Annotated in this window: 21 protein-coding genes; all 21 read left to right on the top strand. The window is 31.3% G+C overall.

Annotation, left to right across the window (positions count from 1 at the left end; genetic code table 11):
• Window positions 1–2: 2 nt before the first annotated feature.
• The 21 genes from frr (at window position 3) to HMPREF1864_RS02285 (ending at window position 24,467) form a co-directional block, all read left to right on the top strand.
• Window positions 3–560, top strand: coding sequence for a ribosome recycling factor (gene frr, locus HMPREF1864_RS02385; protein WP_062571245.1), 558 nt, complete (start codon window positions 3–5; stop codon window positions 558–560).
• 45 nt (window positions 561–605) lie between these two features.
• Window positions 606–1,331, top strand: coding sequence for an isoprenyl transferase (locus HMPREF1864_RS02380; protein WP_062571244.1), 726 nt, complete (start codon window positions 606–608; stop codon window positions 1,329–1,331).
• Complete coding sequence (locus HMPREF1864_RS02375; protein ID WP_231723493.1) at window positions 1,328–2,116, top strand: phosphatidate cytidylyltransferase; 789 nt, start codon at window positions 1,328–1,330, stop codon at window positions 2,114–2,116. Before HMPREF1864_RS02380 ends, HMPREF1864_RS02375 begins: the two co-directional genes overlap by 4 nt.
• A 9-nt stretch (window positions 2,117–2,125) precedes the next feature.
• On the top strand, window positions 2,126–3,136 hold the full coding sequence (gene rseP / locus HMPREF1864_RS02370) for an RIP metalloprotease RseP (RefSeq protein ID WP_062571243.1): 1,011 nt from the start codon (window positions 2,126–2,128) through the stop codon (window positions 3,134–3,136).
• Complete coding sequence (ispG, locus tag HMPREF1864_RS02365; RefSeq protein ID WP_082718898.1) at window positions 3,133–4,188, top strand: flavodoxin-dependent (E)-4-hydroxy-3-methylbut-2-enyl-diphosphate synthase; 1,056 nt, start codon at window positions 3,133–3,135, stop codon at window positions 4,186–4,188. The genes rseP and ispG overlap by 4 nt, the downstream gene beginning before the upstream one ends.
• Window positions 4,181–8,440, top strand: a complete 4,260-nt coding sequence (locus HMPREF1864_RS02360) for a PolC-type DNA polymerase III (RefSeq protein WP_369817835.1) — start codon at window positions 4,181–4,183, stop codon at window positions 8,438–8,440. Before ispG ends, HMPREF1864_RS02360 begins: the two co-directional genes overlap by 8 nt.
• Before the next feature lie 106 nt (window positions 8,441–8,546).
• Window positions 8,547–9,008 carry a ribosome maturation factor RimP gene (rimP, locus tag HMPREF1864_RS02355; protein WP_062571242.1) on the top strand — a complete coding sequence of 154 codons (462 nt, stop codon included), beginning with the start codon at window positions 8,547–8,549 and terminating at the stop codon, window positions 9,006–9,008.
• A gap of 11 nt (window positions 9,009–9,019) precedes the next feature.
• Entirely contained in the window at window positions 9,020–10,258 is a 1,239-nt protein-coding gene (gene nusA / locus HMPREF1864_RS02350; RefSeq protein WP_062571241.1) for a transcription termination factor NusA, read from the top strand.
• 25 nt (window positions 10,259–10,283) lie between these two features.
• Window positions 10,284–10,547 carry an RNase P modulator RnpM gene (gene rnpM, locus HMPREF1864_RS02345; protein WP_062571240.1) on the top strand — a complete coding sequence of 88 codons (264 nt, stop codon included), beginning with the start codon at window positions 10,284–10,286 and terminating at the stop codon, window positions 10,545–10,547.
• 24 nt (window positions 10,548–10,571) lie between these two features.
• Window positions 10,572–12,836 carry a translation initiation factor IF-2 gene (gene infB / locus HMPREF1864_RS02340; protein WP_062571239.1) on the top strand — a complete coding sequence of 755 codons (2,265 nt, stop codon included), beginning with the start codon at window positions 10,572–10,574 and terminating at the stop codon, window positions 12,834–12,836.
• A complete protein-coding gene (gene rbfA, locus HMPREF1864_RS02335; protein ID WP_062571238.1) occupies window positions 12,836–13,189 on the top strand; it encodes a 30S ribosome-binding factor RbfA in 354 nt (117 codons plus the stop codon). The genes infB and rbfA overlap by 1 nt, the downstream gene beginning before the upstream one ends.
• The gene (locus HMPREF1864_RS02330) at window positions 13,182–14,156 is read left to right on the top strand and encodes a DHH family phosphoesterase (RefSeq protein ID WP_062571237.1); all 975 of its coding nucleotides are present in this window, start codon (window positions 13,182–13,184) and stop codon (window positions 14,154–14,156) included. Before rbfA ends, HMPREF1864_RS02330 begins: the two co-directional genes overlap by 8 nt.
• A complete protein-coding gene (gene truB, locus HMPREF1864_RS02325) occupies window positions 14,153–15,043 on the top strand; it encodes a tRNA pseudouridine(55) synthase TruB (protein ID WP_369817834.1) in 891 nt (296 codons plus the stop codon). Before HMPREF1864_RS02330 ends, truB begins: the two co-directional genes overlap by 4 nt.
• Window positions 15,040–15,948, top strand: coding sequence for a bifunctional riboflavin kinase/FAD synthetase (locus tag HMPREF1864_RS02320; protein WP_062571236.1), 909 nt, complete (start codon window positions 15,040–15,042; stop codon window positions 15,946–15,948). The genes truB and HMPREF1864_RS02320 overlap by 4 nt, the downstream gene beginning before the upstream one ends.
• 114 nt (window positions 15,949–16,062) lie before the next feature.
• A complete protein-coding gene (gene rpsO, locus HMPREF1864_RS02315; protein ID WP_062571235.1) occupies window positions 16,063–16,329 on the top strand; it encodes a 30S ribosomal protein S15 in 267 nt (88 codons plus the stop codon).
• Between the two features lie 43 nt (window positions 16,330–16,372).
• Window positions 16,373–18,484 (top strand): polyribonucleotide nucleotidyltransferase, encoded by a 2,112-nt coding sequence (locus HMPREF1864_RS02310; protein WP_062571234.1) that lies wholly within the window; start codon window positions 16,373–16,375, stop codon window positions 18,482–18,484.
• A gap of 57 nt (window positions 18,485–18,541) precedes the next feature.
• A complete protein-coding gene (dut, locus tag HMPREF1864_RS02305) occupies window positions 18,542–18,973 on the top strand; it encodes a dUTP diphosphatase (protein ID WP_062571233.1) in 432 nt (143 codons plus the stop codon).
• A 143-nt stretch (window positions 18,974–19,116) separates the two neighbouring features.
• Window positions 19,117–21,384 (top strand): FtsK/SpoIIIE family DNA translocase, encoded by a 2,268-nt coding sequence (locus HMPREF1864_RS02300; protein WP_082718899.1) that lies wholly within the window; start codon window positions 19,117–19,119, stop codon window positions 21,382–21,384.
• Complete coding sequence (gene rimO, locus HMPREF1864_RS02295) at window positions 21,377–22,693, top strand: 30S ribosomal protein S12 methylthiotransferase RimO (RefSeq protein WP_062571231.1); 1,317 nt, start codon at window positions 21,377–21,379, stop codon at window positions 22,691–22,693. The genes HMPREF1864_RS02300 and rimO overlap by 8 nt, the downstream gene beginning before the upstream one ends.
• Window positions 22,690–23,223 carry a CDP-diacylglycerol--glycerol-3-phosphate 3-phosphatidyltransferase gene (pgsA, locus tag HMPREF1864_RS02290; protein WP_062571230.1) on the top strand — a complete coding sequence of 178 codons (534 nt, stop codon included), beginning with the start codon at window positions 22,690–22,692 and terminating at the stop codon, window positions 23,221–23,223. Before rimO ends, pgsA begins: the two co-directional genes overlap by 4 nt.
• Before the next feature lie 8 nt (window positions 23,224–23,231).
• The gene (locus tag HMPREF1864_RS02285; RefSeq protein ID WP_062571229.1) at window positions 23,232–24,467 is read left to right on the top strand and encodes a competence/damage-inducible protein A; all 1,236 of its coding nucleotides are present in this window, start codon (window positions 23,232–23,234) and stop codon (window positions 24,465–24,467) included.
• Window positions 24,468–24,469 lie beyond the last annotated feature (2 nt).

Below are 24,469 nucleotides of genomic sequence, written 5' to 3'. Positions count from 1 at the left end.
TTATGATATCTGATCTTAAAAAAACTACTGAGTCAAGAATGGTAAAATCAATTGACTCACTTACTGAATCACTTCAGTCAATAAGAGCAGGACGTGCTAATACAAATTTACTAGATAGGATTTATGTTGACTATTATGGACAACAATCTCCACTTAATCAAGTTGCAAGTCTTTCTGCACCAGAGGCTAGACTTCTTGCTATTCAACCTTGGGATGCTAATTTAATACCAGAAATTGAGAAAGCAATTCAAAAATCTGACTTAGGAATAACTCCTTCAAATGATGGTAAGGTTATTAGACTTGTTATACCTCAACTAACTGAAGAAAGAAGAAAAGATCTCACTAAGTTAGTAGGAAAATATGCTGAAGAAGCTAAGGTTTCGATAAGAAACATTAGAAGAGACGCCATGGAGGATATTAAAAAAGCTGAAAAAGCTAAGGAAATATCCGAGGATGACAGAAAGACTTATGAAGAAGATATTCAAAAGTTAACTGATAAATTCATTAAGGATGTTGATGGCGTAGCAGTAGAAAAAGAAAAAGAACTTATGGAAATTTAATTTTTAGCCTTAGATTATTCTAAGGCTCTTTTTTTAAGGAGTTTTATGAATTATTTCGAAAAATTAGATCTAAACAATATACCAAAACATATTGGGATCATTATGGATGGAAATGGTAGATGGGCAAAAAACAGAAAAATGCCTAGAACTTACGGTCATAGAGAAGGAAGTGAAAGAGTTATAGAGATTGTTGAGGCAGCTTATAAGATTAATGTCAAATCTCTCACCCTCTATGCTTTTTCAACTGAAAACTGGAAAAGACCGAAAGAGGAGATTTCTAAGCTAATGGATTTACTTGCCTTTTATATAAAAAGTCAACTAGAAAAAATAAAGAAAAATAATATTAGGATAAATGTATTAGGAGATTATAAAGTATTACCCGATAAAATCGTAAAGCTAATTGACGCTGCGTTGCAGGAAACAAAATCAAATGATAAAATGATATTAAATATTGGTCTAAATTATGGTGGTCAAAGCGAAATTGTTAGGGCTAGTAAAATGATTTGTGAAGATGTCATAGCTGGTAAAATTTCTTTGGAAGAATTAAGTACTGAATCTTTTAAAAATTATTTATACACAAGAGGACAAGATGACTTAGACCTACTTATAAGACCAAGCGGCGAGCTTAGAGTTTCAAATTTTTTACTTTATCAGTTGGCCTATAGTGAGTTCTATTTCTCAAATATATTGTGGCCAGACTTTCATGAAGAAGAATTTTATAAGGCCATTTGCGATTTTCAAAATCGTAATAGAAGGTATGGAGGATTATGATCTTGACAGACTTACAAAAAAGAGTTTCCACAGGTATAGTGGGTATTGCTGTATTAATTTTAATTTTTTATTTAGGTTTAAATGCAATTAAATTTTCGATTTTTATTGTAACAATAGAAGCAATAAGAGAACTTAATAATGCTCTTATTAATAAAGGTATAAAACTCTATTTACCAAGCTTGCTTTTTGGTGCTTTTATAACATTTTTATTTTCTATATTGGATAAAAATTTAACTTTTGCCCTAGTCTTATACTTTATATTTAATTCTTCATTATATGTTATTTCAAGAGACTATACTTTGAGCAACTACTCTTTTACAAATATGGCTTATTTTTATCTTGTGTTTTTTCTAAATTTACTTGGAAGTCTAGATGACATTTATATAATTATTTCAGCATTTGTAATAGCCTTCTCTACAGACACTTTTGCCTACTTTGTAGGATCAACTTTTGGAAAGCACAAGTTAATTGAGCGAGTAAGTCCAAACAAATCCATTGAAGGAGCTTTTGGTGGAACATTTTTTGCTATAATTTTAACTTCTGTCTATTTCATAATGCTTAATAAGTACAATTATATATACGATATTAACCTTCTTGTTATTTTTATAATAATGCTTGCATCAATAGCTGGTCAGTTTGGTGATTTATTTGCATCAAAAATTAAAAGATATACAGGAATAAAAGACTATGCACAAATTTTACCAGGCCATGGAGGTATTCTAGACAGATTTGACAGTTTGATTTTTATAAGCCCTCTTGTTTTTATTTTGTACCATTTTATTTAAGGAGGAAAAATGATAACCTTAATAAGTTCATTACTTGTATTTTTACTTGTAGTTATACTTCATGAGCTTGGCCACTTTACAGTTGCCAAGTTATCTGGCGTTAAAGTAAATGAATTCTCAATAGGAATGGGTCCAGAAATTTATCAAAAGCAAAAAGGGGAAACTTTATATAGTCTAAGAGCCCTTCCAGTTGGAGGTTATGTTGCTATGGAAGGGGAAGAAGAAAATTCACAAGACCCTAGAGCCTTTAATAATGTTCATATTTTAAAAAGAATGGCAGTTGTTTTGGCTGGTGTTTTTATGAACTTTGTTTTGGCCTTTCTAGCCTTCACCATTATTTTTTCTATAGTTGGATATGGTTCTAATGAAATAGATAAAGTTATGGAAAATACTCCGGCTATGATTTCAGGACTAAAATCTGGTGATAAAATTATTAAAATTAATGAATCAATTACTAGGGATATATATGATATAAATTCTCTTATTTCTAAAAATAATGAAAAAGAATTAAATTTTTCAATTGATAGAAAAGGAGAAATCTTAAATATTAAAATTAAACCAGAGTATTCTGAAGAAAATAAAATGTATCTTATTGGAATCACATCAAAAATCAATCATTCAATCTTAAAGTCACTAAGTCTAGGTGCCGATAGGACTTTACAAATTTCAAAAATGATTATTCAAAGCATTAAGATGATGTTTAGCGGTTCCTTTAAATTGGAATACTTATCAGGACCAGTTGGAGTTGTTCAACTAATAGGTTCTGAATCATCAAAGGGATTCCTGAATTTTTTACAAATTTTGGGCTTAATTTCAGTTAATCTTGGTGTATTTAATTTGCTTCCTATTCCAGCACTTGATGGAGGGAAATTTTTATTTTTGTTAATAGAAGCTTTAAGAGGTAAACCAATTAATGAAAAAATTGAGCAGGGACTTTCCTTAATTGGTATGAGCCTTTTGTTTTCTTTGATGATATATGTAACTATTTTTAATGATATTGGAAGGTTGTTTAGTAAATGATAAATAGAAAAGAAACAAAAAAAATTTATGTTGGAAATGTTCCAATTGGTGGAGATTCTTTTATTTCAATCCAATCAATGACAAACACCAACACTAAAGATGTAAAATCTACTGTTTCCCAAATAACAAAACTTGAAAATGCAGGATGCGACATCATTAGAATGGCTGTCAATGACCTTGATGATGCAGCTGCTCTAAGGGAAATAAAAAAAGAAATTAACATTCCAATAATATCGGATATACAGTTTGATTATAAACTTGCTCTTGCGGCTTGTGAGAATGAATCTGATGCTATAAGACTTAACCCAGGAAATATAGGAGCACCGTGGAAGGTTCAAGAAGTTGTTGAAGCTTGTAAGTTTCATAACATCCCCATAAGAGTCGGTGTAAACTCAGGATCAGTTAAGCAAGCTTTTTTGGATAAGTTTAAAGGAGTGAACGCATCTTCTATATGCTATAGTGCATTAGAAGAAATTGAATTATTAGAAAAAAATAATTTTTATGATATAGCAGTATCTTTAAAAGCTTCTAACGTAAACTTAACTATAGAAAGTTATAGAAAGTTTTCTGAAATGTCAAGCTATCCTTTACATCTAGGAGTTACTGAGGCTGGAAGTCCAAAGAAGGGTATAGTAAAGTCAGCAATTGGTATTGGAACACTTTTAGCTGAGGGTATAGGAGATACTATAAGAGTATCTTTAACTTCAGACCCTCTTGATGAAGTAATTGCTGGAAAGGATATTTTAAAAGCTCTTGACTTAAGAAGAGAGGGTATAGATTTAATTTCATGTCCAACTTGTGCTAGGACTAAGGTTGATTTAATTGAAATAGTTAATAAAGCAGAAGAAAGGCTTTATAGTATCAACAAAAATTTAAAGGTAGCAATAATGGGATGCCCTGTTAATGGACCTGGTGAGGCAAGGGAAGCCGATATAGGAATTGCTTGTGGACACGGTGAAGGATTAATATTTAGAAAGGGAGAAATAATAAAAAAAATCCCTGAAGATAAACTATTATCGGAGCTTTTATCTGAGATAGAAAAAAATGGGTGATAATTTGATTTTATTAAAAGATATTTTACAAAAATTAAATACTTCATACGAAAATATTTCTGAGGAAATTTTTATAGAAACCATTAAAAGAAATAAAAACACTAATGAAGTTTATTTTGTAATTAATTCAAAAAATGATTTAGATGCAACTTTTAAAGGCGAAATTAAAGATATCTTTTCCCAATATCTAGATGAATACAATATATATATTGACTTTAAATCATCTTCTCTATATACAAGTGAAGATGATTTAATTTGTGCAGAAATTTTAAAATACAATCCATCTTCAAAAATTTGGATAAATGATATTAAAATAAATAAAAATAAAAAAATAGGAACAATTGACATAATTCTTCCTAGTGAAGAAGCCTTTTATAGTTTAAGTCAAAATGGTTTTGCCAACTATCTTCAAAAAGAATTAAAAGTTTTTGGAGATTTTACTATTAAATTTGATTTTGTCAAAAATGAATTTGAAGAAGAAAATATTGAGGACTTTTTATCTCAAATTGAAGAAGCTGAAGAAGTAATTTCCACAAAACATGAAGAAGATGTTAAGACTAAGATTGAAAAAAAATCAAAAGAGAAAAAAACAACTAAATCTGACTCCTATGGTAAAAAAGACCTTGGAACAATAGAAAAATTAATCGATGTAAATGTAAACTCACAAAAAGTTAGTGTTGAAGTTGATATATTTAATGTTGAAAACAGAGAGTTAAAAAATGGAAATCTCTTAATATCACTGTCTATTACAGACTATACATCTTCTACCCTAGCAAAAATATTTTTGAAACCTGATAAGGCAGAAGAGTTTTTAGAAAGCTTCAATAAAGGAGACCATGTAGTAATAACAGGAAATGTTTCTTATGATAATTTTTCTAGATGCGAAACTATCATGATTAGATACATTGAAAAAAAAGATAAGGTTCTTAGAATGGATTATTCAGATGAGAAAAGAACAGAACTTAGGATACATTCTAAGATGTCACAAATGTCCGGTGTAACTTCTTTTACTGATTTCGCAAAAAGAGCAAAACTTTGGGGACATGATTCTATCGGTATAGCTGATACAAATGATGTTCAAGGTTTTCCAGAAGCTATGGAGGCTGCAGAAAAAACTGGATTGAAAATTTTATACGGCACTGATATTAACTTTGTTGATGACAAAGAAAAAATTGTTACTAACTATGAAGATGGAAAAACTTATGATACCTATGTCGTATTCGATATAGAAACCACAGGACTTTCTTCAAGAAATGATAAAATTACAGAAATTGGTGCCGTTAAGATTAAAAACGGAATAATAGTAGATAGATTTTCACAACTTATTAATCCAGAAAAGGAAATACCGCAAGTTGTTGTTGAACTAACAGGGATTAGCAATGCTTTAGTTGAAAATGAACCCACTATAGAAGAAGTAATTCTTAAATTCTATGACTTTTCTAAAGATGCAGTTTTAGTAGCTCACAATGCAAAATTTGATATTTCTTTTATAAGACGAGAGTACGCAAACAATAATTTAATATTTAATCATCCTATTTTAGATACTCTGGTCCTTGCAAGAGCAACGATGGTAGATATGAAGAGGTTTAACCTAGGAACCCTTTGTAAAAATCTTGGCGTATCCCTTGTAGGTGCACACAGAGCAGTGAATGATGCAGAGGCTACTGCTGAAGTATTTATTAAGTTAATTGAAAAGATAAAGAGAGAAGAAGAATTTAATTTTGAAAATCTAAATCGAGAAATAATAAACATAGATTCTAAACGTTTATTCGAGTCATCCTTGTTGTTGTTAGTTAAAACTGAAATTGGCTTGAAAAATTTATACAAGCTAATTTCAGATTCTCACATGAAATACTTTAATTTTGTAGCTAAAGTGCCTAGAAGCCTTCTGGATAAATATCGTGAAGGAATATTAGTAGGCTCAGGTAATGCTAATTCAGAATTATTCGATGCTATTTACAGGATGTGCCCTCAAGAAGAATTGCTTGAGATTGCAAAATATTATGACTTTTTAGAAATACAGCCAGCAAGCGATAACATTCTTGCAATTGAAGACGGAAAATACACTATTGATGATATAAGAGAAATTAATAAAAGAATAATATCCTTAGGTGAAGAATTAAATATACCTGTGGTTGCTGATTCTGACACTTATTATCTTGAAGAATCTGAAGATGTACTTAGAAGAATAGTGCTTAATGGTAAACCAGGAAGACCAGATCCTAGAGCCAGCAGAAATCAAAAATTTTATTTTAAAACTACAGAAGAAATGCTTGATGAGTTTTCTTATTTAGGACAAGACAAGGCTTATGAAGTTGTCGTAACAAATACTAAAAAGTTAAAGGATTCTATAAATGATATTAAGCCAATTCCAGATGGAACTTATCCTCCAGTGATTGAAGGTTCTGATGAAAGTTTAAGAGAAATGACCTACAAAAAAGCACATGATATTTATGGAGATAAACTTCCAAAAATTGTCGAGGATAGATTAGAAAAAGAACTAAAGTCAATTATTTCAAATGGTTACTCAGTCCTCTATATAATTGCTCAAAAGCTTGTAAAAAAATCTAATGATGATGGCTTCTTAGTAGGATCAAGAGGTTCTGTTGGTTCATCCTTTGTCGCAACAATGGCAGACATAACAGAAGTAAATCCACTTCCACCACACTACATTTGTCCAAATTGTAAATATTCTGAATTCACAGAAGACTTAACTTATGGTAGTGGAGTTGATATGCCAGACAAAGTTTGTCCTAAGTGTGGCAGTCCTCTTAAAAAGGATGGACACAACATTCCTTTTGAAGTTTTCTTAGGTTTTTATGGTGATAAAGAACCAGATATTGATTTAAACTTCGCCGGTGAATACCAACCAAGGGCACATAAGTACACTGAAGAATTGTTTGGTGAAGGTTATGTATTTAGAGCAGGGACTATTGGAAAAATTGCAGATAAAACTGCTTATGGTTATGTGAAGAAATATTTTGAAAATAAACATATTTCTCCTATAGAAATTGATAGATTATCAAGAGCCATAACTGATGGAAAAAGGACTAGTGGACAGCATCCAGGTGGTGTAATGATTGTTCCTAAATCAAATTCAATTTTTGATTTTACACCAATTCAGTATCCTGCAGATGATCCAAGCTCTGGAGTAATAACAACACACTTTGATTATAACTTTATCCATGGAAAGATTTTAAAACTAGATATACTTGGGCACGATGGTCCAACAATTATTAAAATGTTGGAGGACTTCACTGGAATAGATTCCAATACAATAAGATTTGACGATAAAAAAACACTCTCAATCTTTAATAGTGCCGATGCCTTTAATATGGACGAAGAAATTTTTTCTTGTAAAACAGGGACTCTTGGAATACCAGAGTTTGGAACTTCTTTTGTTATATCAATGCTCTTAGAAACAAATCCAAAGAACTTTGCAGACCTCGTTAGAATTTCTGGTCTATCTCATGGCACTGACGTATGGATTTCTAATGCACAAGAGCTAGTTGATTCTGGCAGAGCTGAGCTTAAAGACGTTATAGCTACAAGAGAAGATATCATGGTTTATCTTATTAATGCTGGTGCTGAAAATAAAATGGCCTTTGACACAATGGAAAAAGTTAGAAAGGGCAAGGGACTTACTGAAGAACAAGAAAGTATAATGAAGAACTTAGACTTGCCTGAGTGGTATATTGATTCTTGTAAAAAAATTAAGTATATGTTCCCTAAAGCTCACGCAGTAGCCTATGTTATGCTTTCTTTTAGAATCGCATATTACAAATTAAACTATCCTTTGGCCTTCTATGCAACCTTCTTCACTATTAAGTTAACAGACTTTAATGGAGAAAATATTATTGAAGGACCGAACTTTTTGAAGAATAGGATTAAAATCTTAAGAGAAATTGAAAAACCAACAGCTAAGGATAAGGGAGAAATTAGAGTTTCAGAAGTTGCACTTGAGATGTATGCTAGAGGTTTCCAATTTTTAAAAGCAGATATTTATAAGTCAATGGCATCTAAGTTCACCATTGAAGATGGAAAAATCAGAATGCCTATACGAGCAGTTCCTGGAATCGGAGAAAATTGTGCTAGTAAGATAGAAAAAGAATCAAAAAAATCAAACTATCTATCCATTGAAGACTTTTCAAAACGAACTGGTGCAGGAAATTCTGTTATAACAATTTTACAAAAAAATGGAATGCTTGATAACTTAGATGAAACAAACCAAATTTCATTATTTAATTTTTGAAAAACTTGTATTTATAGCATTTTATGTTATAATCTTAATTAAGAAAGATATTTTAGAGTAAAGAGTGGGTGAGCCCACTCTTTGTTTTTTAGTAGTGAGGTGTTAAGTGAATAAAAAAGAATTAAAAAAAGAAATTTACCCACTAGCTGAAGAGGTAGCAGAAGAACTTGGCTACGAAATTGTAGACATTGAATTTCAAAATGGATCAAAGCATGATTTGTTATCAATCTTTATTTATAAGAAAGAAGGAATTGATTTAAATGACTGCACTGATATGAGTAGAAGTCTAGAAAAAAAACTAGACAATTTAGAAATTTTAAAAAATCCTTATTATCTTGAGATTTCTTCGCCGGGACTTGATAGACCTTTAAAAACACAAGATGACTACAGAAGAAATATTGGAAATGAAGTAGATGTTAAACTTTATGCTCCAATAGACGGAAGAAAAGAATTTAGTTTTGTTTTAGACAAGTATGACGATGAAAATGTATATTGTACTCTTGATGAAAAAGAATTTGCAATACCAATTAAGTCAATTTCATCAATGAAACAAACTATTAAATTTTAATGGAGGAATAAATGAATCAAGAGTTTATTGACGCTTTAAGTGAAATCGAGAAAGAAAAAGGAATTTCTAAAGAAATCGTCTTTGAAGCTTTGGAATCAGCTTTAGTTTCTAGTTATAGAAAAAACTATGGTACATCAGAAAATGTTATTGTAAACATGGATAGAGAAACTGGAGAAATTAAATTATTTGCTTCTAAAAATATTGTAGAAAAAGTTGAGGATCCTCAACTTGAAGTTTCTATAGAAGAAGTAAAGAAAATTAATCCAAACTATGAAATTGGAGATGTATATAACCAAGAAATTCATCCAAAAAATTTTGGAAGAATTGCTGCTCAAACAGCTAAACAAGTTGTAATTCAAAGAATTAAAGATGCTGAAAGAGATATAGTATTTGATGAGTATGTTGAAAGAGAAAAGGAAATTATAACAGGACTTGTTCAAAGAAAATCTTACAATAATGTTTACGTAGATTTAGGTACAACTGAGGCAATACTTCCTTACAGTGAGCAAATTAGTGGAGAATCTTATAATCACGGAGATAGATATAAGATGCTAATCTTATCAGTAGAAAAATCTACTAAAGGTCCTCAAATAGTTCTTTCAAGATCTCACCCAGATTTAGTAAAAAGACTTTTTGAATTAGAAATTCCAGAAGTTAGTGAAGGAATAGTAGAAATCTATTCAATTTCTAGAGAAGCTGGTTCAAGAACAAAAATAGCTGTCTTTTCTAGAGACCCAGAAGTTGATCCACTTGGAGCTTGTGTAGGCTACAAGGGTCAAAGAGTTAATGCAATTGTAGATGAAATTGACAATGAAAAAATTGATATTGTTATATACGAAAAAGACATTGATAAGTTTATTGCAAATTCTTTGAGTCCTTCTAAAGTTGAGAAGGTTTTTGTAAACGAAGCAGAAAAATCTGCTCTTGCGATTGTGCCTGATTATCAACTTTCTCTTGCAATTGGTAAAGAAGGTCAAAATGTTAGACTTGCTGCAAAATTGACTGGATGGAAGATAGATATTAAGTCAAATCTTCAGTTTGAAGAGTATCTTGAAGAAAGAAATATGACAGAAGAGGAATTAATAGAAGAATACGAAAATTCTGTAAAAGAGAGTACAGAAGAAGTAACAGAAGATATTAATATGCCTGAAGAAGAACAAGCTTTAGGAGAAGATAACATAACAAATGAAGATTCTGACAATTTAGAGGATGCAAATGAAGAATCTTCTGTTGAAGAAAATGAAATATAAAATTCTTAATTTAACGGAGTAAATAATGGCTAAAATTAGGAAGATACCTATGCGTACATGTATAGGATGTAGAGAACAAAAGGCAAAAAAAGATTTAATCAGAGTAGTAAAAAACAAAGAAGATGAAATCTTTATTGATAAAACTGGAAAGGCAAATGGAAGAGGAGCTTATTTATGTAATGACAAAAGTTGTTTGGAAAAAGCGATAAAGTCAAAGGCTTTAAATAGGGCATTTACAACAGAAATTAGTGAGGAAGTTTATGAAAAACTAATTAATTCTGTAGATTAAGCTTCTTTTTAGGAGGTGTTCAATTTGTCAAAAATTAGAGTACATGCGTTGGCAAAAGAAATTGGTATTACAAGTAAAGAACTACTTTTAAAATTAGAGGAACTTGAAATATCAGTAAAAAATCACATGTCAACATTAGACAGTGCTGAAGAAAAAAAAGTAAGAAATTTATACAATAAAACTTCTTCAAAAAATGAATCTCCTGTAAAGAATGAAAATTCGAATAAAAAGAGAGATAAGAGCAAAAAAAACAATCCTAATAAGGAAAAACAAGACGTAAAAAATTTAGATAACAAAAAGAGTAAGAAAGAAAACAAAGACCGACATTTTAAAAAAGACTTAAATTCTAATTCTTATGAATTAAAGGAGGATAAAAAACTTCTTGACAAAAAAAATAAGAAGAAGAATAAGTCTAAGAATAAAGATGATAAAGATGATAATAACAACTTCTTTAAAAGAGATTTAACTAAGAAAAAACCTAAGAAAAAAGTTAGATCAAAACATAAAGTTGAAGAGGAAGATAAGGGAGATGATTCTATAATAGTGATTGCACCTATTACAGTTAAAGATTTTGCTAACCAATTAGGAGTATCAGTTTCAACAGTTATAACAAAGCTAATAGGACTTGGGGTTATGGCAAATCAAAATCAAAGTATTGATGAAGATACTTGTGTCTTACTAGCCGATGAGCTTGGAATAGAAATAGAAATTGAAGCCCCAAATCTTGACCAATCTGTTGAGGAAGAATACGGACTTTTAAAGGGAGATAAAGAGAGAGACCTTAAGCCAAGACCACCTGTTGTAACAGTTATGGGTCACGTTGACCACGGTAAAACTTCTTTACTAGACTCAATTAAAAAAACACACGTTACACAATCAGAAGCGGGTGGAATTACTCAGCATATAGGAGCATATACTGTTAACCTTTCAGGAAAGAAGATAACTTTCCTTGATACTCCTGGTCACGAAGCCTTCACTTCTATGAGATTAAGAGGGGCTCAAACTACTGATATTGCTATTCTTGTTGTAGCAGCAGATGACGGGGTAATGCCACAAACTATTGAAGCTATTTCGCACGCAAGATCAGCAAATGTACCAATAATTGTAGCAATTACAAAAATTGATAAACCTGAAGGAAATCCTGAAAGAGTTAAGCAAGAATTGATGAACGAAAACCTTGTTCCTGAAGAATGGGGAGGAGATACAATCGTTGTTGGTGTTTCTTCTAAAACTGGAGAAGGTATAAATGACTTGCTTGAAATGATTCTATTAGTTGCTGAAATGAAAGAACTAAAGGCTAATCCTAACAGACGTGCTGTAGGAACAATTATCGAGGCAAATCTAGATAAAGCTAAGGGACCTATGGCGACTATTCTTATTAAAAATGGTACTTTAAGATTTGGTGATGCTGTAGTATCAGGTACTTGCTCAGGTAGAATTAGGGCTATGGAAGATGACAAGGGTAAAAGAGTTAAAAAAGCAGGCCCTTCAATGCCAGTTGTAATTCTAGGACTTAATGATGTTCCTAATGCTGGAGATACAATCTATGCAGTAAACGACGATAAAACTGCAAAGGCTATTGCTGACAAGAATAAAGAGATCTCAAGAGAAAAGAGACTAAGTCAAACAACTAAGATTAGCCTTGACAACTTATTTGAAAAAATTTCAGAAGAAGATGTAAAAGAACTTAATATTGTTGTTAAAGCCGACGTAAAAGGTTCTGTTGAAGCGCTTAACCAATCACTATTAAAACTTTCTACTGATGAAGTTAAGATTTCTGTTATTCACTCTGGAGTTGGTGGAATTAATGAATCTGACGTAACATTAGCTTCTGCATCTAATGCAATTGTTATAGGATTTAACGTTAGACCTAATATTAATGCCATTGAACTTGCAAAAACTGAAGATGTAGAAATAAGAACTTATAGAGTTATCTATGAAATTATAAATGATATCGAACAAGCTGCTAAGGGTATGCTTGACCCAGATATCGTTGAAGAAATTCTCGGAAGATGTGAAATTAGACAAACCTTTAAATTACCTAACAATCAAATGGTTGCAGGAGTTTATGTGTTAAGTGGCAAAATCTTAAGAAATTCAAAAGTCAAAGTACTAAGAGATGATGTTGTTATTCATGAAGGTGATATTGCTTCACTTAAGAGATTCAAAGATGACGCTAAAGAACTTGCAACAGGTTTTGAAGGTGGACTTGTTATAGATGGATTTAATGATATAAAAGAGGGCGACCTTCTTGAATCATATATCATGAAGGAAGTTGAGAGATCATAATGAATAATAAAAGAATAAATAGAATCTCTGAAGAAGTAAGAAAAACTATTTCCAATATTGTTCAAAATGAATTAAAGGATCCTAGAATACCATCTATTACAAGTATCTCTCATGTTGAAGTGACTAACGATCTATCCTTTGCAAAAGTTTATGTTTCTGTCTTAGGGGATGATTATGATAGAGATGAAGCAGTTGAAGGACTTAATTCTGCTAAGGGCTTTATTAAAAAAGAATTAGCACATAGAGTAAAACTTAGGGCTATGCCTGAATTAATTTTCATTAAAGATGACTCTATAGAAAAAGCTATGGAACTAGACAAACTTATAGAAGAGGTAAATAACAAAAATGATTAATTTAAAGGAAGTATCCTCTGAATTAAAAACTTTAATAGATAGTAGCCAAACTATTGCAGTTGCATCCCACCTAAATCCAGATGGAGATAATTTGGGTTCTGTAACTGCAATGATTGGCATGCTTAATAAACTTGGTAAAAATCCTATTTTTGTTCTGGATGACCTTATACCATCGACCTTTGAATTTTTACCAAATCTCTCCTTTGCAAAAAATCCTGACAATATTGACACAAGTTTTGATTTATTTATTGCTCTTGACTCATCAGACGAAGATAGGATGGGAGATAGGGTAAAAGAAATCTTTAATAAATCAATTAAAACTGTTAATATAGACCACCACTTTAGCAATAAAAATTATGCCGATTTGAATATTGTTGATGAAAAATCACCAGCTACTTGTGAAATACTTGCTAGGGTCTTTAAGTGTCTTGGACTTAATTTAAATAAGGAAATCGCGACTTCTTTATTTACTGGTCTTTCAACTGATACAGGATCATTTAAATATAGCTCTGTTACATCACAAACCTTTGAAATAGCGTCAGAATTATTTGAATATAATATTGATATTAATGAAGTAACACAAAATGTTTATCAAAGTAGGTCTAGACAAAAAACCGACCTTTTAATTAAAGCTATGAACTCTATTGAATACTTTGATGGAGATAAAATAGCAGTAGTTATTGTTACTAAAGACGACATGGAAAAAACTAAAGCTGCAAAATCAGATGCGGATGGGATTGTTGAGTTTGTTCGAGATATCGATTCAGTTGAACTTGCTGTACTTCTAAAAGAAAAGGATGATTGTATAAGATTGTCTCTTAGGTCAAAATCTTATGTAGACTGCACAAAAATAGCTTCAAAATTTAATGGTGGTGGTCATATAAGAGCTTCAGGTGGAACAATTAATCACACCAACCTAATTAAGGCTAAAAAAGACTTGATAAAAGTGGCAGAAGAAGAGTTATGATTGATGGTCTATTAATATTTGACAAAGAAAAAGGAATCACTTCTCACGACTTAGTGTATAAAGTCAGACGCAAGTTAGGTATAAAAAAAGTAGGACATACTGGAACCCTTGACCCAATGGCAACAGGTGTCCTAGTTATATCTATTGGTAAGGCCACTAAGACTAGTGATTATATAATTTCTAGTGACAAAGAATATGAGGCTAGAGTCAAACTCGGTGTTCTAACAGATACCTATGATATTACTGGCGAAATTTTAAAAGAAGAAAAAGTAACTTTTACAATAGACGAAATCACAAATGCACTTAAGAACTTCACTGGTAAAATGACTCAAAAACCTCCAATATACTCTGCCTTAAAAGTAAAAGGAAAAAAACTTTATGAATATGCTAGGGAAGGCAAAGATGTTGAAATCAAAAAAAGAGATATTGAAATTTATAATAATGATCTCTTAGACTTCAATGGGAGTGACGAGTTTTTGATAAGAGTAAAGGTATCTAAAGGAACTTATATTAGATCTCTTGCTAATGATATTGGAGAATTTCTTGGCACTTATGGAACACTTACTGAACTTAGAAGAACTAGGACTGGAGATTTTAAAATTGAAGATTCTATAACGACTTCATCCTTTCAAGAAATGTCTCTTGATGAAATAAAAGAAAAAATCTTGCCTATGGATAGAGCTTTAAGTAATTTTAAAAGGCTTGAGATAGATAAGAGTTTTTGTCAGAAATTTCTTAATGGACAATTTTATAAACTAAACAATAAACTAGAAGACGAAGATTACAGAGTCTACTGTGATAATTTGTTTTTAGGCATTGGAGAAGTAAAATTTATTGATAATAAAGCCTACCTAAAAATGAAGAAGAAATTAATAGGTGATTTATGAAAATAATTGAAATTGACTTAAATTATGTAGCAGATAAAGATTCAGTTATTGCCCTTGGGAATTTTGATGGGGTCCACAAGGGGCACATTGAATTAATAAATAGGGCAGTTAAAAATGCAAAAAAATTAAATATTAAATCTAGTTTATTACTTTTTAATGAGCATACTGATAACCTAGTCAAAGTTGGAAAGAAAGATATCATAACAACTAACCAAACAAAATTTGAAATAATTGAGGACTTAGGTGTAGATATTATCTATCTTATAGACTTTACTAGAGATTTTATGGCATATACACCAATGATGTTTTTAAAAGATTTTCTAGCCGATAATCTAAAAATAAAAGGTGTTGTTGTAGGTTATGACTATACCTATGGTTATAAAAAATCTGGAGATGTTGAATTTTTAAATAAAAATAAAAATTTATTTAAAAGTGTGGATGTTATAGAACAAATTTCTTCACACGGTGTAAAAATCTCATCAACTCTTATAAGAAAACTAATTGAAGATGGCAAGATTAAAGAAGCAGATGAACTTTTATCTAGGCCCTATAAATTAATAGGCGAAATTATTCATGCCAAAGGCTTAGGCAAAAAAATGGGATATCCCACTGCCAATTTAAAGTTAATAGATAATTTTGTAATCCCAAGGTTCGGCGTTTATGATACAGATATTATAATCAAGGGAGAGAGGTTTAGGGCCTCAACCAATATTGGAACTAACCCAACCGTTGAACACGATGGAATAAAAATAGAAGCCCATATACTTGATTTTAATAGAGATATTTATGGAGAAATTGTAGAGCTTGAACTATTAGATTTTGTTAGACCAGAATTAAAGTTTGCTTCTATTGAAGAATTATTTAAACAAATCGCTAAAGATGTTTTAGTTACAAGGAATAGATGACTTTACAAGTAAGTTATTATGTGTTAAGATATCTAAGGTTAAATAGCTATTCGCAGTTGGTCGCTCCTCGACGCCTACTTCGATTAGCTTTATCTAAAAATTTAGGAGGAAAATATGTTAGAAACAAACATCAAACAAATTATTATTGACGAATTTAAAACTCACGAAGGTGATACAGGATCACCAGAAGTACAAATTGCTCTTCTTACTAGAAGAATTAACGATTTAAACGAACACTTAAGAATTCACAAAAAAGACCACCATTCAAGAAGAGGACTTCTTAAAATGGTAGGTAAGAGAAGAAACTTATTAAGATATTTAAAAAATAGTGATATAGAAAGATATCGTACACTTATTAAAAAACTACAAATAAGAGGATAATAGGAGCGGTAATCCCGCTCTTTCTTATTAGAAGGAGGAAATAATGGAAAAAACTTATACTATGGATCTTGCAGGTTCTCAGTTAAAAGTAACAATTGGAAAAGTTGCTGAACAAGCTAATGGTGCTTGTTTAGTACAATATGGAGATACTGTTGTACTTGTTACAGCGACAGCATCTTCTAATCCAAGAGAGGGAATCGACTTTTTTCCTCTAAGTGTAGACTATGAAGAAAAAATGTACGCTGTTGGTAAAATTCCTGGCGGATTTATTAAAAGAGAAGGAAGACCTAGCGAAAAAGCTACTCTTTCAGCTAGACTAATTGACAGACCACTAAGACCACTTTTCCCAGAAGGTTATAGAAATGATGTACACATAGTAGCAACTGTTTTAAGTGTTGATCAAGATCATTCACCAGAAATTGTTGCCATGATAGGTTCTTCTATTGCTCTTTCTATTTCTGATATTCCTTTTGATGGACCTACTGGTTCAGTTGAAGTTGGATATATTGACGGAAAATATATAATTAATCCTAGTGAAGAGGAAAGAAATAATTCTAAAATAAATTTATCTCTCGCTGGAACAAAAACTGCCATTATGATGGTAGAAGCAGGTGCCCAAGAAGTTAGCGAAGCAGAAATGCTCGAAGCTATTCTAGAGGGTCATGAAGTTATTAAAGAAATTTGTAATTTCGTTGAAGAAATTGCAAAGGAAATTGGCAAAGAAAAAGCTGAATACGAAGTATTTAAAGCTGACGAAGAAATTGTTGCTAAGGTTAAAGAGTTTGGTCAAGATTTACTTGTTAATGCTATTAGAGAAAAGGATAAAGTAGTTAGAGAAGCAAATACTGAAAAAGCTAAGGAAGCTATTAAAGAACACTTTGAAGACCTTATGGAAGAACACGAAAAAGATATTTCAGCTGCAATTGATGAAATTGAAGTTAATGAAATTAGACGTGGTATTATCGAAGAAGAAAGAAGACCTGATGATAGGAAATTAACTGAGATAAGACACCTTTCTTCAGAAGTTGGTGTCCTACCAAGAACTCATGGTTCAGGTTTATTTACTAGAGGTCAAACTCAAGTCCTTTCAATTGCAACTCTTGGAGCACTTTCTGAAGAGCAAGTTATTGATGGGTTGGGAGATGATAAGCCTAAGAGATATATTCACCACTATAACTTCCCAGGATTTTGCGTTGGGGATACAAAACCATCGAGATCTCCTGGTAGACGTGAAATCGGTCACGGTGCTCTTGCTGAAAGAGCTTTAATTCCAGTTATCCCAGATTCTGAAGAATTCCCTTATACAATAAGGGTTGTTTCTGAAGTTTTATCATCTAATGGATCTTCGTCACAAGCATCTATTTGTGGATCTACACTTGCTCTTATGGATGCAGGTGTTCCTATTAAAGCACCAGTAGCTGGTATAGCTATGGGGCTTATTGAAGAAGATGGAGTTATGAAAATACTTACTGATATTCAAGGCTTAGAAGATCACTTTGGCGATATGGACTTCAAGGTAGCGGGCACTAGAAAAGGTATCACTGCTATTCAAATGGATATAAAAGTTGAAGGAATCAAAAAAGAAATTCTTGAGACTGCTCTTGATAGGGCAAAGGATGCTAGATTTGAAATCCTAGATCATATTGCAACAACTATTGAAAAACCAAGAGAAGAACTTTCTAAATATGCTCCAATAATCCATATGATTACTATTGACCCTGAACGAATTGGAGAAGTAATTGGTGCTGGTGGAAAGATAATAAATAAAATTATTGAACAAACTGGTGTTAAAATCGATATTGATGACGATGGTAAGATTTCTATTTTATCTGATAATGATGAAAAAGCTAAAGAAGCAATTGCTATAATTGAAGATATCGTTAAAGAAATCGAAGTTGGAGAAGTTTACCTTGGTAAGGTTAAAAAGATTGTTAAGTTTGGAGCTTTCGTAGAACTTAAAAAAGGAACTGAAGGTCTTCTTCATATCTCTGAAATTGCCCACGAAAGAACAAATAACGTCGAAGATGTATTAAAAGTTGGCGATTCAGTAGAAGTTAAAGTAATTGATATAGCTAAAGACACTGGTAAGATTTCACTATCAAGAAAAGCTCTAATTGAAAGAGAAGATAATTCAAAAAAAGAAGAAAATAAATAAGAAAAATTTTAGTCGCATTAGAATTTATTTTAATGCGATTTTTTTAAAGGAGAAATTATGAAATTAAAAGTTATAAATAAAAGTAAACACCCACTACCAAAATACGAAACTGAAGGTTCCTCTGGTATGGACTTAAGAGCTAACTTAGATGAAAGTTTAGTTTTAAAACCTCTTGATAGAGTTCTAGTACCTACAGGCTTATACTTTGAATTTGAAAAAGGTTATGAAGCACAAGTAAGGGCAAGATCTGGACTTGCATTAAAAAAAGGTTTAGGACTTCCAAATGGTATTGGAACAATTGACTCAGACTACAGAGGAGAGTTAAAAGTTATTTTGATTAATATGAGTAGGGAAGATGTTGTAATCGAAGATGGCGATAGGATTGCCCAAGTAGTTTTTATGAAAATTGAGCTTCCCGAAGTAGTAGAAGTTAAAGAAATAAGTGAGACAGAAAGAAGTGACGGAGGCTTCGGTCACACTGGTCTTTAAGAGCACAAATTGTTATAATATTAATGAGGTGCTAGCTCTTGAAAAAATTTTTTAAATCAAATAAAAAACCTACAAAAAAGAAAAATAATAAAAAAGTTAATAAAAGAAATAAAAATTCAGATATAGGTAGTGGTCAAGAAATCATGGGACTATTTTTAATAGTAATTGGTATAGTCTTCTTCATTTGCCTTTATAGTCAAAAAATGGGAATTGTTGGTTCATTAATTTACAAATTATTCTCAGCCTTATCTGGTTCAGGCAATTTTATAATTCCACTTCTTCTAATTTTCTGGGGAATACTTTTTAATATTCAAGCAACAAAACTACACGTTAATCGCTATATAATTTTTTCACTTATAATATTTTTATGTGTTTTAGTTTTCTTGGATGGATCAAAGGAAATGGATATGACACTTATTGAAAGAATTATAAAGTCAACAGAGTATATGGATATTACTAGAAGCGGTGGAATAATCGGAGCTATTTTTGGTTTCTTTTCTTATAAACTCTTAGGCTCTCTTGGTACCTATTTAATCCTAGGATTGATAATTATTGCCTCTATATACTTTATGCTCAGACCTAATATGGAGCAAATTATTATGGCTTTTGAAGATCTAGGGGAAAGCCTTGAAGATAGAAAAAAAGCTTTAGAAAATAAGAAAGCTGCTAGAAAATTAAAGGCTGAAGAAAAAGAAAAGAAAAAAGCCTTAAAAGAAATTAGAAAAAAAGATGCTTTAAAAAACATCGACAAAAATGAGTCTGAAAATAATAGTGATGATATTTCAGAAAGTTTAATCATAAAAGACTATTCAGAAGATAATATCATAGATGCTACTGATAATAATCACTTTGAAAAGATAAATGAAAGTGGCGAAAATATTACACCAAATAATTCTTTAATAGATAGTCAAGAAGATGAAGAAGTAATTGATACAATAAAAGATGATATCGAACACAAAAAAGAAGAAGAGTTTGTCTATACTTATCCAGACCCAGCTCTTTTAGAAAGAATCCCATCAAAGGGAAATTTCTCTAAAGATGAAGTTATAGAAAAGGGTAGAATAATCGAAAATACTATGAAAAATTTTGGTATTGAGTCAAAGGTTGTTGCTATAAATCGCGGACCAGTTATAACATCCTATGAATTAAAGCCTGCTCCAGGAATAAAATTATCCAGAATAGTTGGTTTAAGTGACAATATAGCTATGGCTCTAGCAAGTTCTGATTTGCGTATTGAAGCTCCAATACCAGGGAAAACCGTAGTTGGTATTGAAGTACCAAATAATGAAAAGGATTCAGTTGCCCTTAAGGAATTAATTGAGTCAAAAGAATTTAAAAATATAAAATCAGATATTCCTTTAGCTTTAGGTAAGGATGTAGAAGGTAATATTTTAATTTCTGGTATGGAAGATATGCCACATCTTTTAATAGCTGGTGCAACTGGTTCAGGTAAGTCAGTTTGTATAAATTCGATTATCACTAGTGTAATATACAAATCATCTCCTAAAGATGTAAAGTTAATGCTAATAGATCCTAAGGTAGTTGAGCTAAGTGTATATAATGGAATTCCTCATCTTTTAATTGATGTTGTTACTAATCCAAAGAAAGCAGCCTTTGCTCTTAATTGGGCAGTAGACGAAATGGAAAAGAGATATCAAGCCTTTGCAGAAAATCATGTAAGGGATTTAAAGGGCTATAATAAAAAAATGATGGCAGAAGGAAAAGAAGATGAAAAACTTCCAAAAATTTTAATAATAGTAGATGAGTTGGCTGATCTTATGATGGTTGCCTCTAAAGAAATAGAAGAATATATAGCTAGGCTTGCTCAAAAAGCAAGAGCTGCTGGTATGCACTTAATACTTGCAACTCAAAGACCTTCTGTTGATGTTATCACTGGAACTATTAAGGCCAATGTTCCATCTCGAATTGCTTTTGCAGTAGCTTCTTCTGTAGACTCTAGAACTATACTCGATATGGGTGGTGCTGAAAAGTTATTAGGCAAGGGAGATATGCTATTCTATCCAAGTAAATATCCTAAGCCAAAGAGAATTCAAGGTGCTTTTATTAGTGATGGGGAAGTTGAAAGACTTGTCGACTTTGTCAAAAATAACAACGAAATTAAAAATAATGTTGAGTCAAAAATTGAACAAGCAATTGAAGATAGAAAGGTACAAATTGATAACGAAAGGGACCCTCTTTTTAAAGAAGCAGTAGAGCTTGTAGTTAATGATGAACAAGCTTCTATTTCCTATATACAAAGGAAATTAAAGGTTGGATATTCAAGAGCTGGTCGCATTGTTGATCAAATGGAAGAAATGGGCATAATTGGTCCTCACGAAGGTTCAAAACCTCGTAAACTTTTAAAAACAAAGGAAGAATTGGATATGATTTTAGGTGAAGGCGATGAATAATGTTCACATAGTGACCCTTGGGTGCTCAAAAAACGATGTGGACTCTTCTATGATGTATTCACTATTAGATAAAAATAAATATCAAATGGTTAATGAAGCAAGCAAAGCTGATATTTTAATAGTAAACACATGTGGTTTCATAGATGCGGCTAAGGAAGAATCCATTGATACAATACTTGAATCTGTGGAATATAAAAATGAAGGTAAGTGTAAAAAAGTTTTATTATCTGGATGTCTTGCTCAAAGATACCCTGAAGAACTTATTAAAGAAATATCTGAGATTGACGGAATAATTGGGACAGGAAACATTGATTATATAAATGAACTTTTAGATAGGAGTCTTGCTGGGGATTTATTCATAAAGACAGATAATTTAAACTCAGCTTATATAGAAGGAATTAGAAAAGAAGTAGTAAAGACTACAGAATATGTTAAGATCTCTGAAGGTTGCAATAATAATTGTTCCTACTGTATAATTCCTTCACTCCGTGGGAAAAATAGATCTAGAAAAATAGAAGATATTTATAGTGAAGTTGACTACCTGGTAAGTAAAGGTGCAAGGGAAATTATATTAATTGCTCAAAATACTACAGACTATGGAATAGACTTATATTCTAAGTACTCTTTAGCAAAATTAATAAAAGAGATTTCCAAAATAGAGGATTTAAAATGGATCAGAGTTTTATACTTATATCCAGATCATTTCACAGAAGAATTAATCGAAGAGTTTAAAAACAATGAAAAACTTATAAATTATGTGGATATGCCACTTCAACACATTTCAGATGATGTTTTAAAAAGGATGAATAGGAAGACAAGTAAGGACCACATTATAAAAACTCTAAAGAACCTCAGAAAATCTGTTCCCGATATTGTGATTAGAACAACATTCATTGTTGGTTTCCCCGGAGAAAGTGATGATGATTTTAACCAATTAGTTGATTTTATTGAAGATGTAAAATTTGATAAACTCGGTATTTTTGAGTACTCTTTGGAAGAGGGAACAGGGGCAGCTTCCTTAGATGAACAAATTTCTGATTCTTTAAAAGAGAAAAGGAAAAATGAAATTATGGCAATCCAAAGCGAAATTTCTGCTGAAATCCTATCAAAAAATATAGGAAAAAGACTTGAAGTTTTAATTGAAGAACAAGTTGATGAGGAAAACTATGTTGGTAGGACCTATATGGATTCTCCAGAGATTGATGGCGTTACTTATGTTCACTCAAATAAAGAACTTGGAATTGGTAGCTTTGTAGAAGTAAATGTTGTTGATAGTTTAGATTATGACTTAGTAGGTGAAATTATATGAATACTCCAAACAAATTAACTTTAATGAGGACCTTAATGGTTCCTATTTTTATCCTATGTATGTATTTAGATTTTAATAATTCTAGGTTAATAGCTACAGTTATCTTCGCAGTGGCATCATTTACTGACTTTTTAGATGGTCACATAGCAAGAAAATACAATCTTGTTACAAATTTTGGTAAATTTGCTGACCCCCTTGCAGATAAAATATTAGTATGCTCTGCAATGATAATGTTAGTTAGTACTGGCGAAATGCCAGCTTGGGCTGTAATAATAATTATTGCAAGAGAGTTTACTATTACTGGATTTAGAATAATAGCAGCTTCTGAAAATATTACTATTGCCGCAAGTCCCTTAGGAAAATTTAAAACAGTTACGCAACTAATTTCAAATATTCTACTTTTAACAGGTCTAGAAAGTCTAAGAGGCATTGGAATGATTATATTCTATCTAGCTGTAGTATTTACTATTATTTCTGGTGCTGATTACCTTATTAAAAACAAAAAAGTATTGGACTTAGAAAATATATAAGGAGAATTATGAAAGCAAGTATTCTAACAATTGGTAAAGAAATTTTAATTGGTTCAATTGTAAACACGAATTCAAAATATATATCAGAAAAATTAACTGACATGGGGATAGATGTTATAAGACAGGTCTCAGTGGATGATTGCTTGGAAGAAATTGTCGAAGAGTTAAACTATATTTCCAAATCATCTGATTTAATAATTATAAGTGGAGGACTTGGACCTACAGATGACGACTTAACAAGAGATGCTGTAGCAAAATTTTTAAATAGAAGGGTCTATCTCGACCAAAACGAAAAGAGAAAATTAGAAGATAGGTTTAATAGACTTGGAAGAACAATGACTCCAAACAATCTTAAACAAGTTATGCTTATAGAAGGATCAGAAAAAATTGACAATCAGTGGGGCGTTGCTCTTGGAGAGTTTATAGAATTCAATAATAAAAAAATTATCCTACTACCTGGACCTCCAAATGAAATGGAACCAATGCTTGATTATTATATTGCCAATAAATCTTTTACAAGAGATAATATTATTATAAAATCTATAGATATTATTGGTCTCGGTGAATCTGTTATTGAAGATAGAATAAGACATATGGACTTTAATGACAGGAGTATCTCAATCAATACTTTTGCCCACGGGACTTATACAGAGGTTAAAATAATCGGAAAAAATTCTAATAAAGAAAAACTTAAGTCTTCCATAGAAGAAACAGTTAATTCTCTTTATAGGGAATTTAAAACTCACATTTATTCAGAAAATAACGAAGATGTTGCAAAACAAATTGTAGATATTTTAAGAAAAAATAATTTAAAAGTTTCTTTCGCAGAATCTATAACTGGTGGAATGTTAGCATCAGCTATTACTGATATAAGTGGAGCATCTAGTGTTATTGAAAGCTCCTTTGTCACTTACTCCAATGATTCAAAAAATAAGAATTTAAATGTATCTAAGAATACACTGAAGAAATTTGGTGCAATAAGTGAGCATACTGCTTACGAAATGGCAAAGGGAGTAAAAGAAAAGTCCCAAGCGGATATTGGAGTCTCTACAACTGGTGAAGCCGGTCCTAATCCATCAGAAACTGAAGTTGGAAATGTCTTTACCTGTATATATTTCGGTGAAGATAATTACAATACAAAACATTATTTCTTTTCGGGAGACAGAAATAAAATACGCAGAAGCACTGTAAATAGAGTTTTATCTCAAATTCTTTATTTACTTAGAAAAAATTTTAAGGAGTAATT

The organism is Peptoniphilus sp. DNF00840, assembly GCF_001553125.1.
GTDB classification, from domain to species: domain Bacteria; phylum Bacillota; class Clostridia; order Tissierellales; family Peptoniphilaceae; genus Peptoniphilus_A; species Peptoniphilus_A vaginalis.
The sequence above is the reverse complement of the archived record's forward strand: the minus strand, read 5'-3'. Positions and strand labels throughout refer to the sequence as shown.

Excerpts from the sequence above, each read along its gene's own strand:
- frr (WP_062571245.1), top strand. The coding sequence starts at position 3 with ATGATATCTGATCTTAAAAAAACTACTGAGTCAAGAATGGTAAAATCA.
- HMPREF1864_RS02380 (WP_062571244.1), top strand. The coding sequence starts at position 606 with ATGAATTATTTCGAAAAATTAGATCTAAACAATATACCAAAACATATT.
- HMPREF1864_RS02375 (WP_231723493.1), top strand. The coding sequence starts at position 1,328 with ATGATCTTGACAGACTTACAAAAAAGAGTTTCCACAGGTATAGTGGGT.
- rseP (WP_062571243.1), top strand. The coding sequence starts at position 2,126 with ATGATAACCTTAATAAGTTCATTACTTGTATTTTTACTTGTAGTTATA.
- ispG (WP_082718898.1), top strand. The coding sequence starts at position 3,133 with ATGATAAATAGAAAAGAAACAAAAAAAATTTATGTTGGAAATGTTCCA.
- HMPREF1864_RS02360 (WP_369817835.1), top strand. The coding sequence starts at position 4,181 with ATGGGTGATAATTTGATTTTATTAAAAGATATTTTACAAAAATTAAAT.
- nusA (WP_062571241.1), top strand. The coding sequence starts at position 9,020 with ATGAATCAAGAGTTTATTGACGCTTTAAGTGAAATCGAGAAAGAAAAA.
- rnpM (WP_062571240.1), top strand. The coding sequence starts at position 10,284 with ATGGCTAAAATTAGGAAGATACCTATGCGTACATGTATAGGATGTAGA.
- rbfA (WP_062571238.1), top strand. The coding sequence starts at position 12,836 with ATGAATAATAAAAGAATAAATAGAATCTCTGAAGAAGTAAGAAAAACT.
- HMPREF1864_RS02330 (WP_062571237.1), top strand. The coding sequence starts at position 13,182 with ATGATTAATTTAAAGGAAGTATCCTCTGAATTAAAAACTTTAATAGAT.
- truB (WP_369817834.1), top strand. The coding sequence starts at position 14,153 with ATGATTGATGGTCTATTAATATTTGACAAAGAAAAAGGAATCACTTCT.
- HMPREF1864_RS02320 (WP_062571236.1), top strand. The coding sequence starts at position 15,040 with ATGAAAATAATTGAAATTGACTTAAATTATGTAGCAGATAAAGATTCA.
- rpsO (WP_062571235.1), top strand. The coding sequence starts at position 16,063 with ATGTTAGAAACAAACATCAAACAAATTATTATTGACGAATTTAAAACT.
- HMPREF1864_RS02310 (WP_062571234.1), top strand. The coding sequence starts at position 16,373 with ATGGAAAAAACTTATACTATGGATCTTGCAGGTTCTCAGTTAAAAGTA.
- dut (WP_062571233.1), top strand. The coding sequence starts at position 18,542 with ATGAAATTAAAAGTTATAAATAAAAGTAAACACCCACTACCAAAATAC.
- HMPREF1864_RS02300 (WP_082718899.1), top strand. The coding sequence starts at position 19,117 with ATGGGACTATTTTTAATAGTAATTGGTATAGTCTTCTTCATTTGCCTT.
- rimO (WP_062571231.1), top strand. The coding sequence starts at position 21,377 with ATGAATAATGTTCACATAGTGACCCTTGGGTGCTCAAAAAACGATGTG.
- pgsA (WP_062571230.1), top strand. The coding sequence starts at position 22,690 with ATGAATACTCCAAACAAATTAACTTTAATGAGGACCTTAATGGTTCCT.
- HMPREF1864_RS02285 (WP_062571229.1), top strand. The coding sequence starts at position 23,232 with ATGAAAGCAAGTATTCTAACAATTGGTAAAGAAATTTTAATTGGTTCA.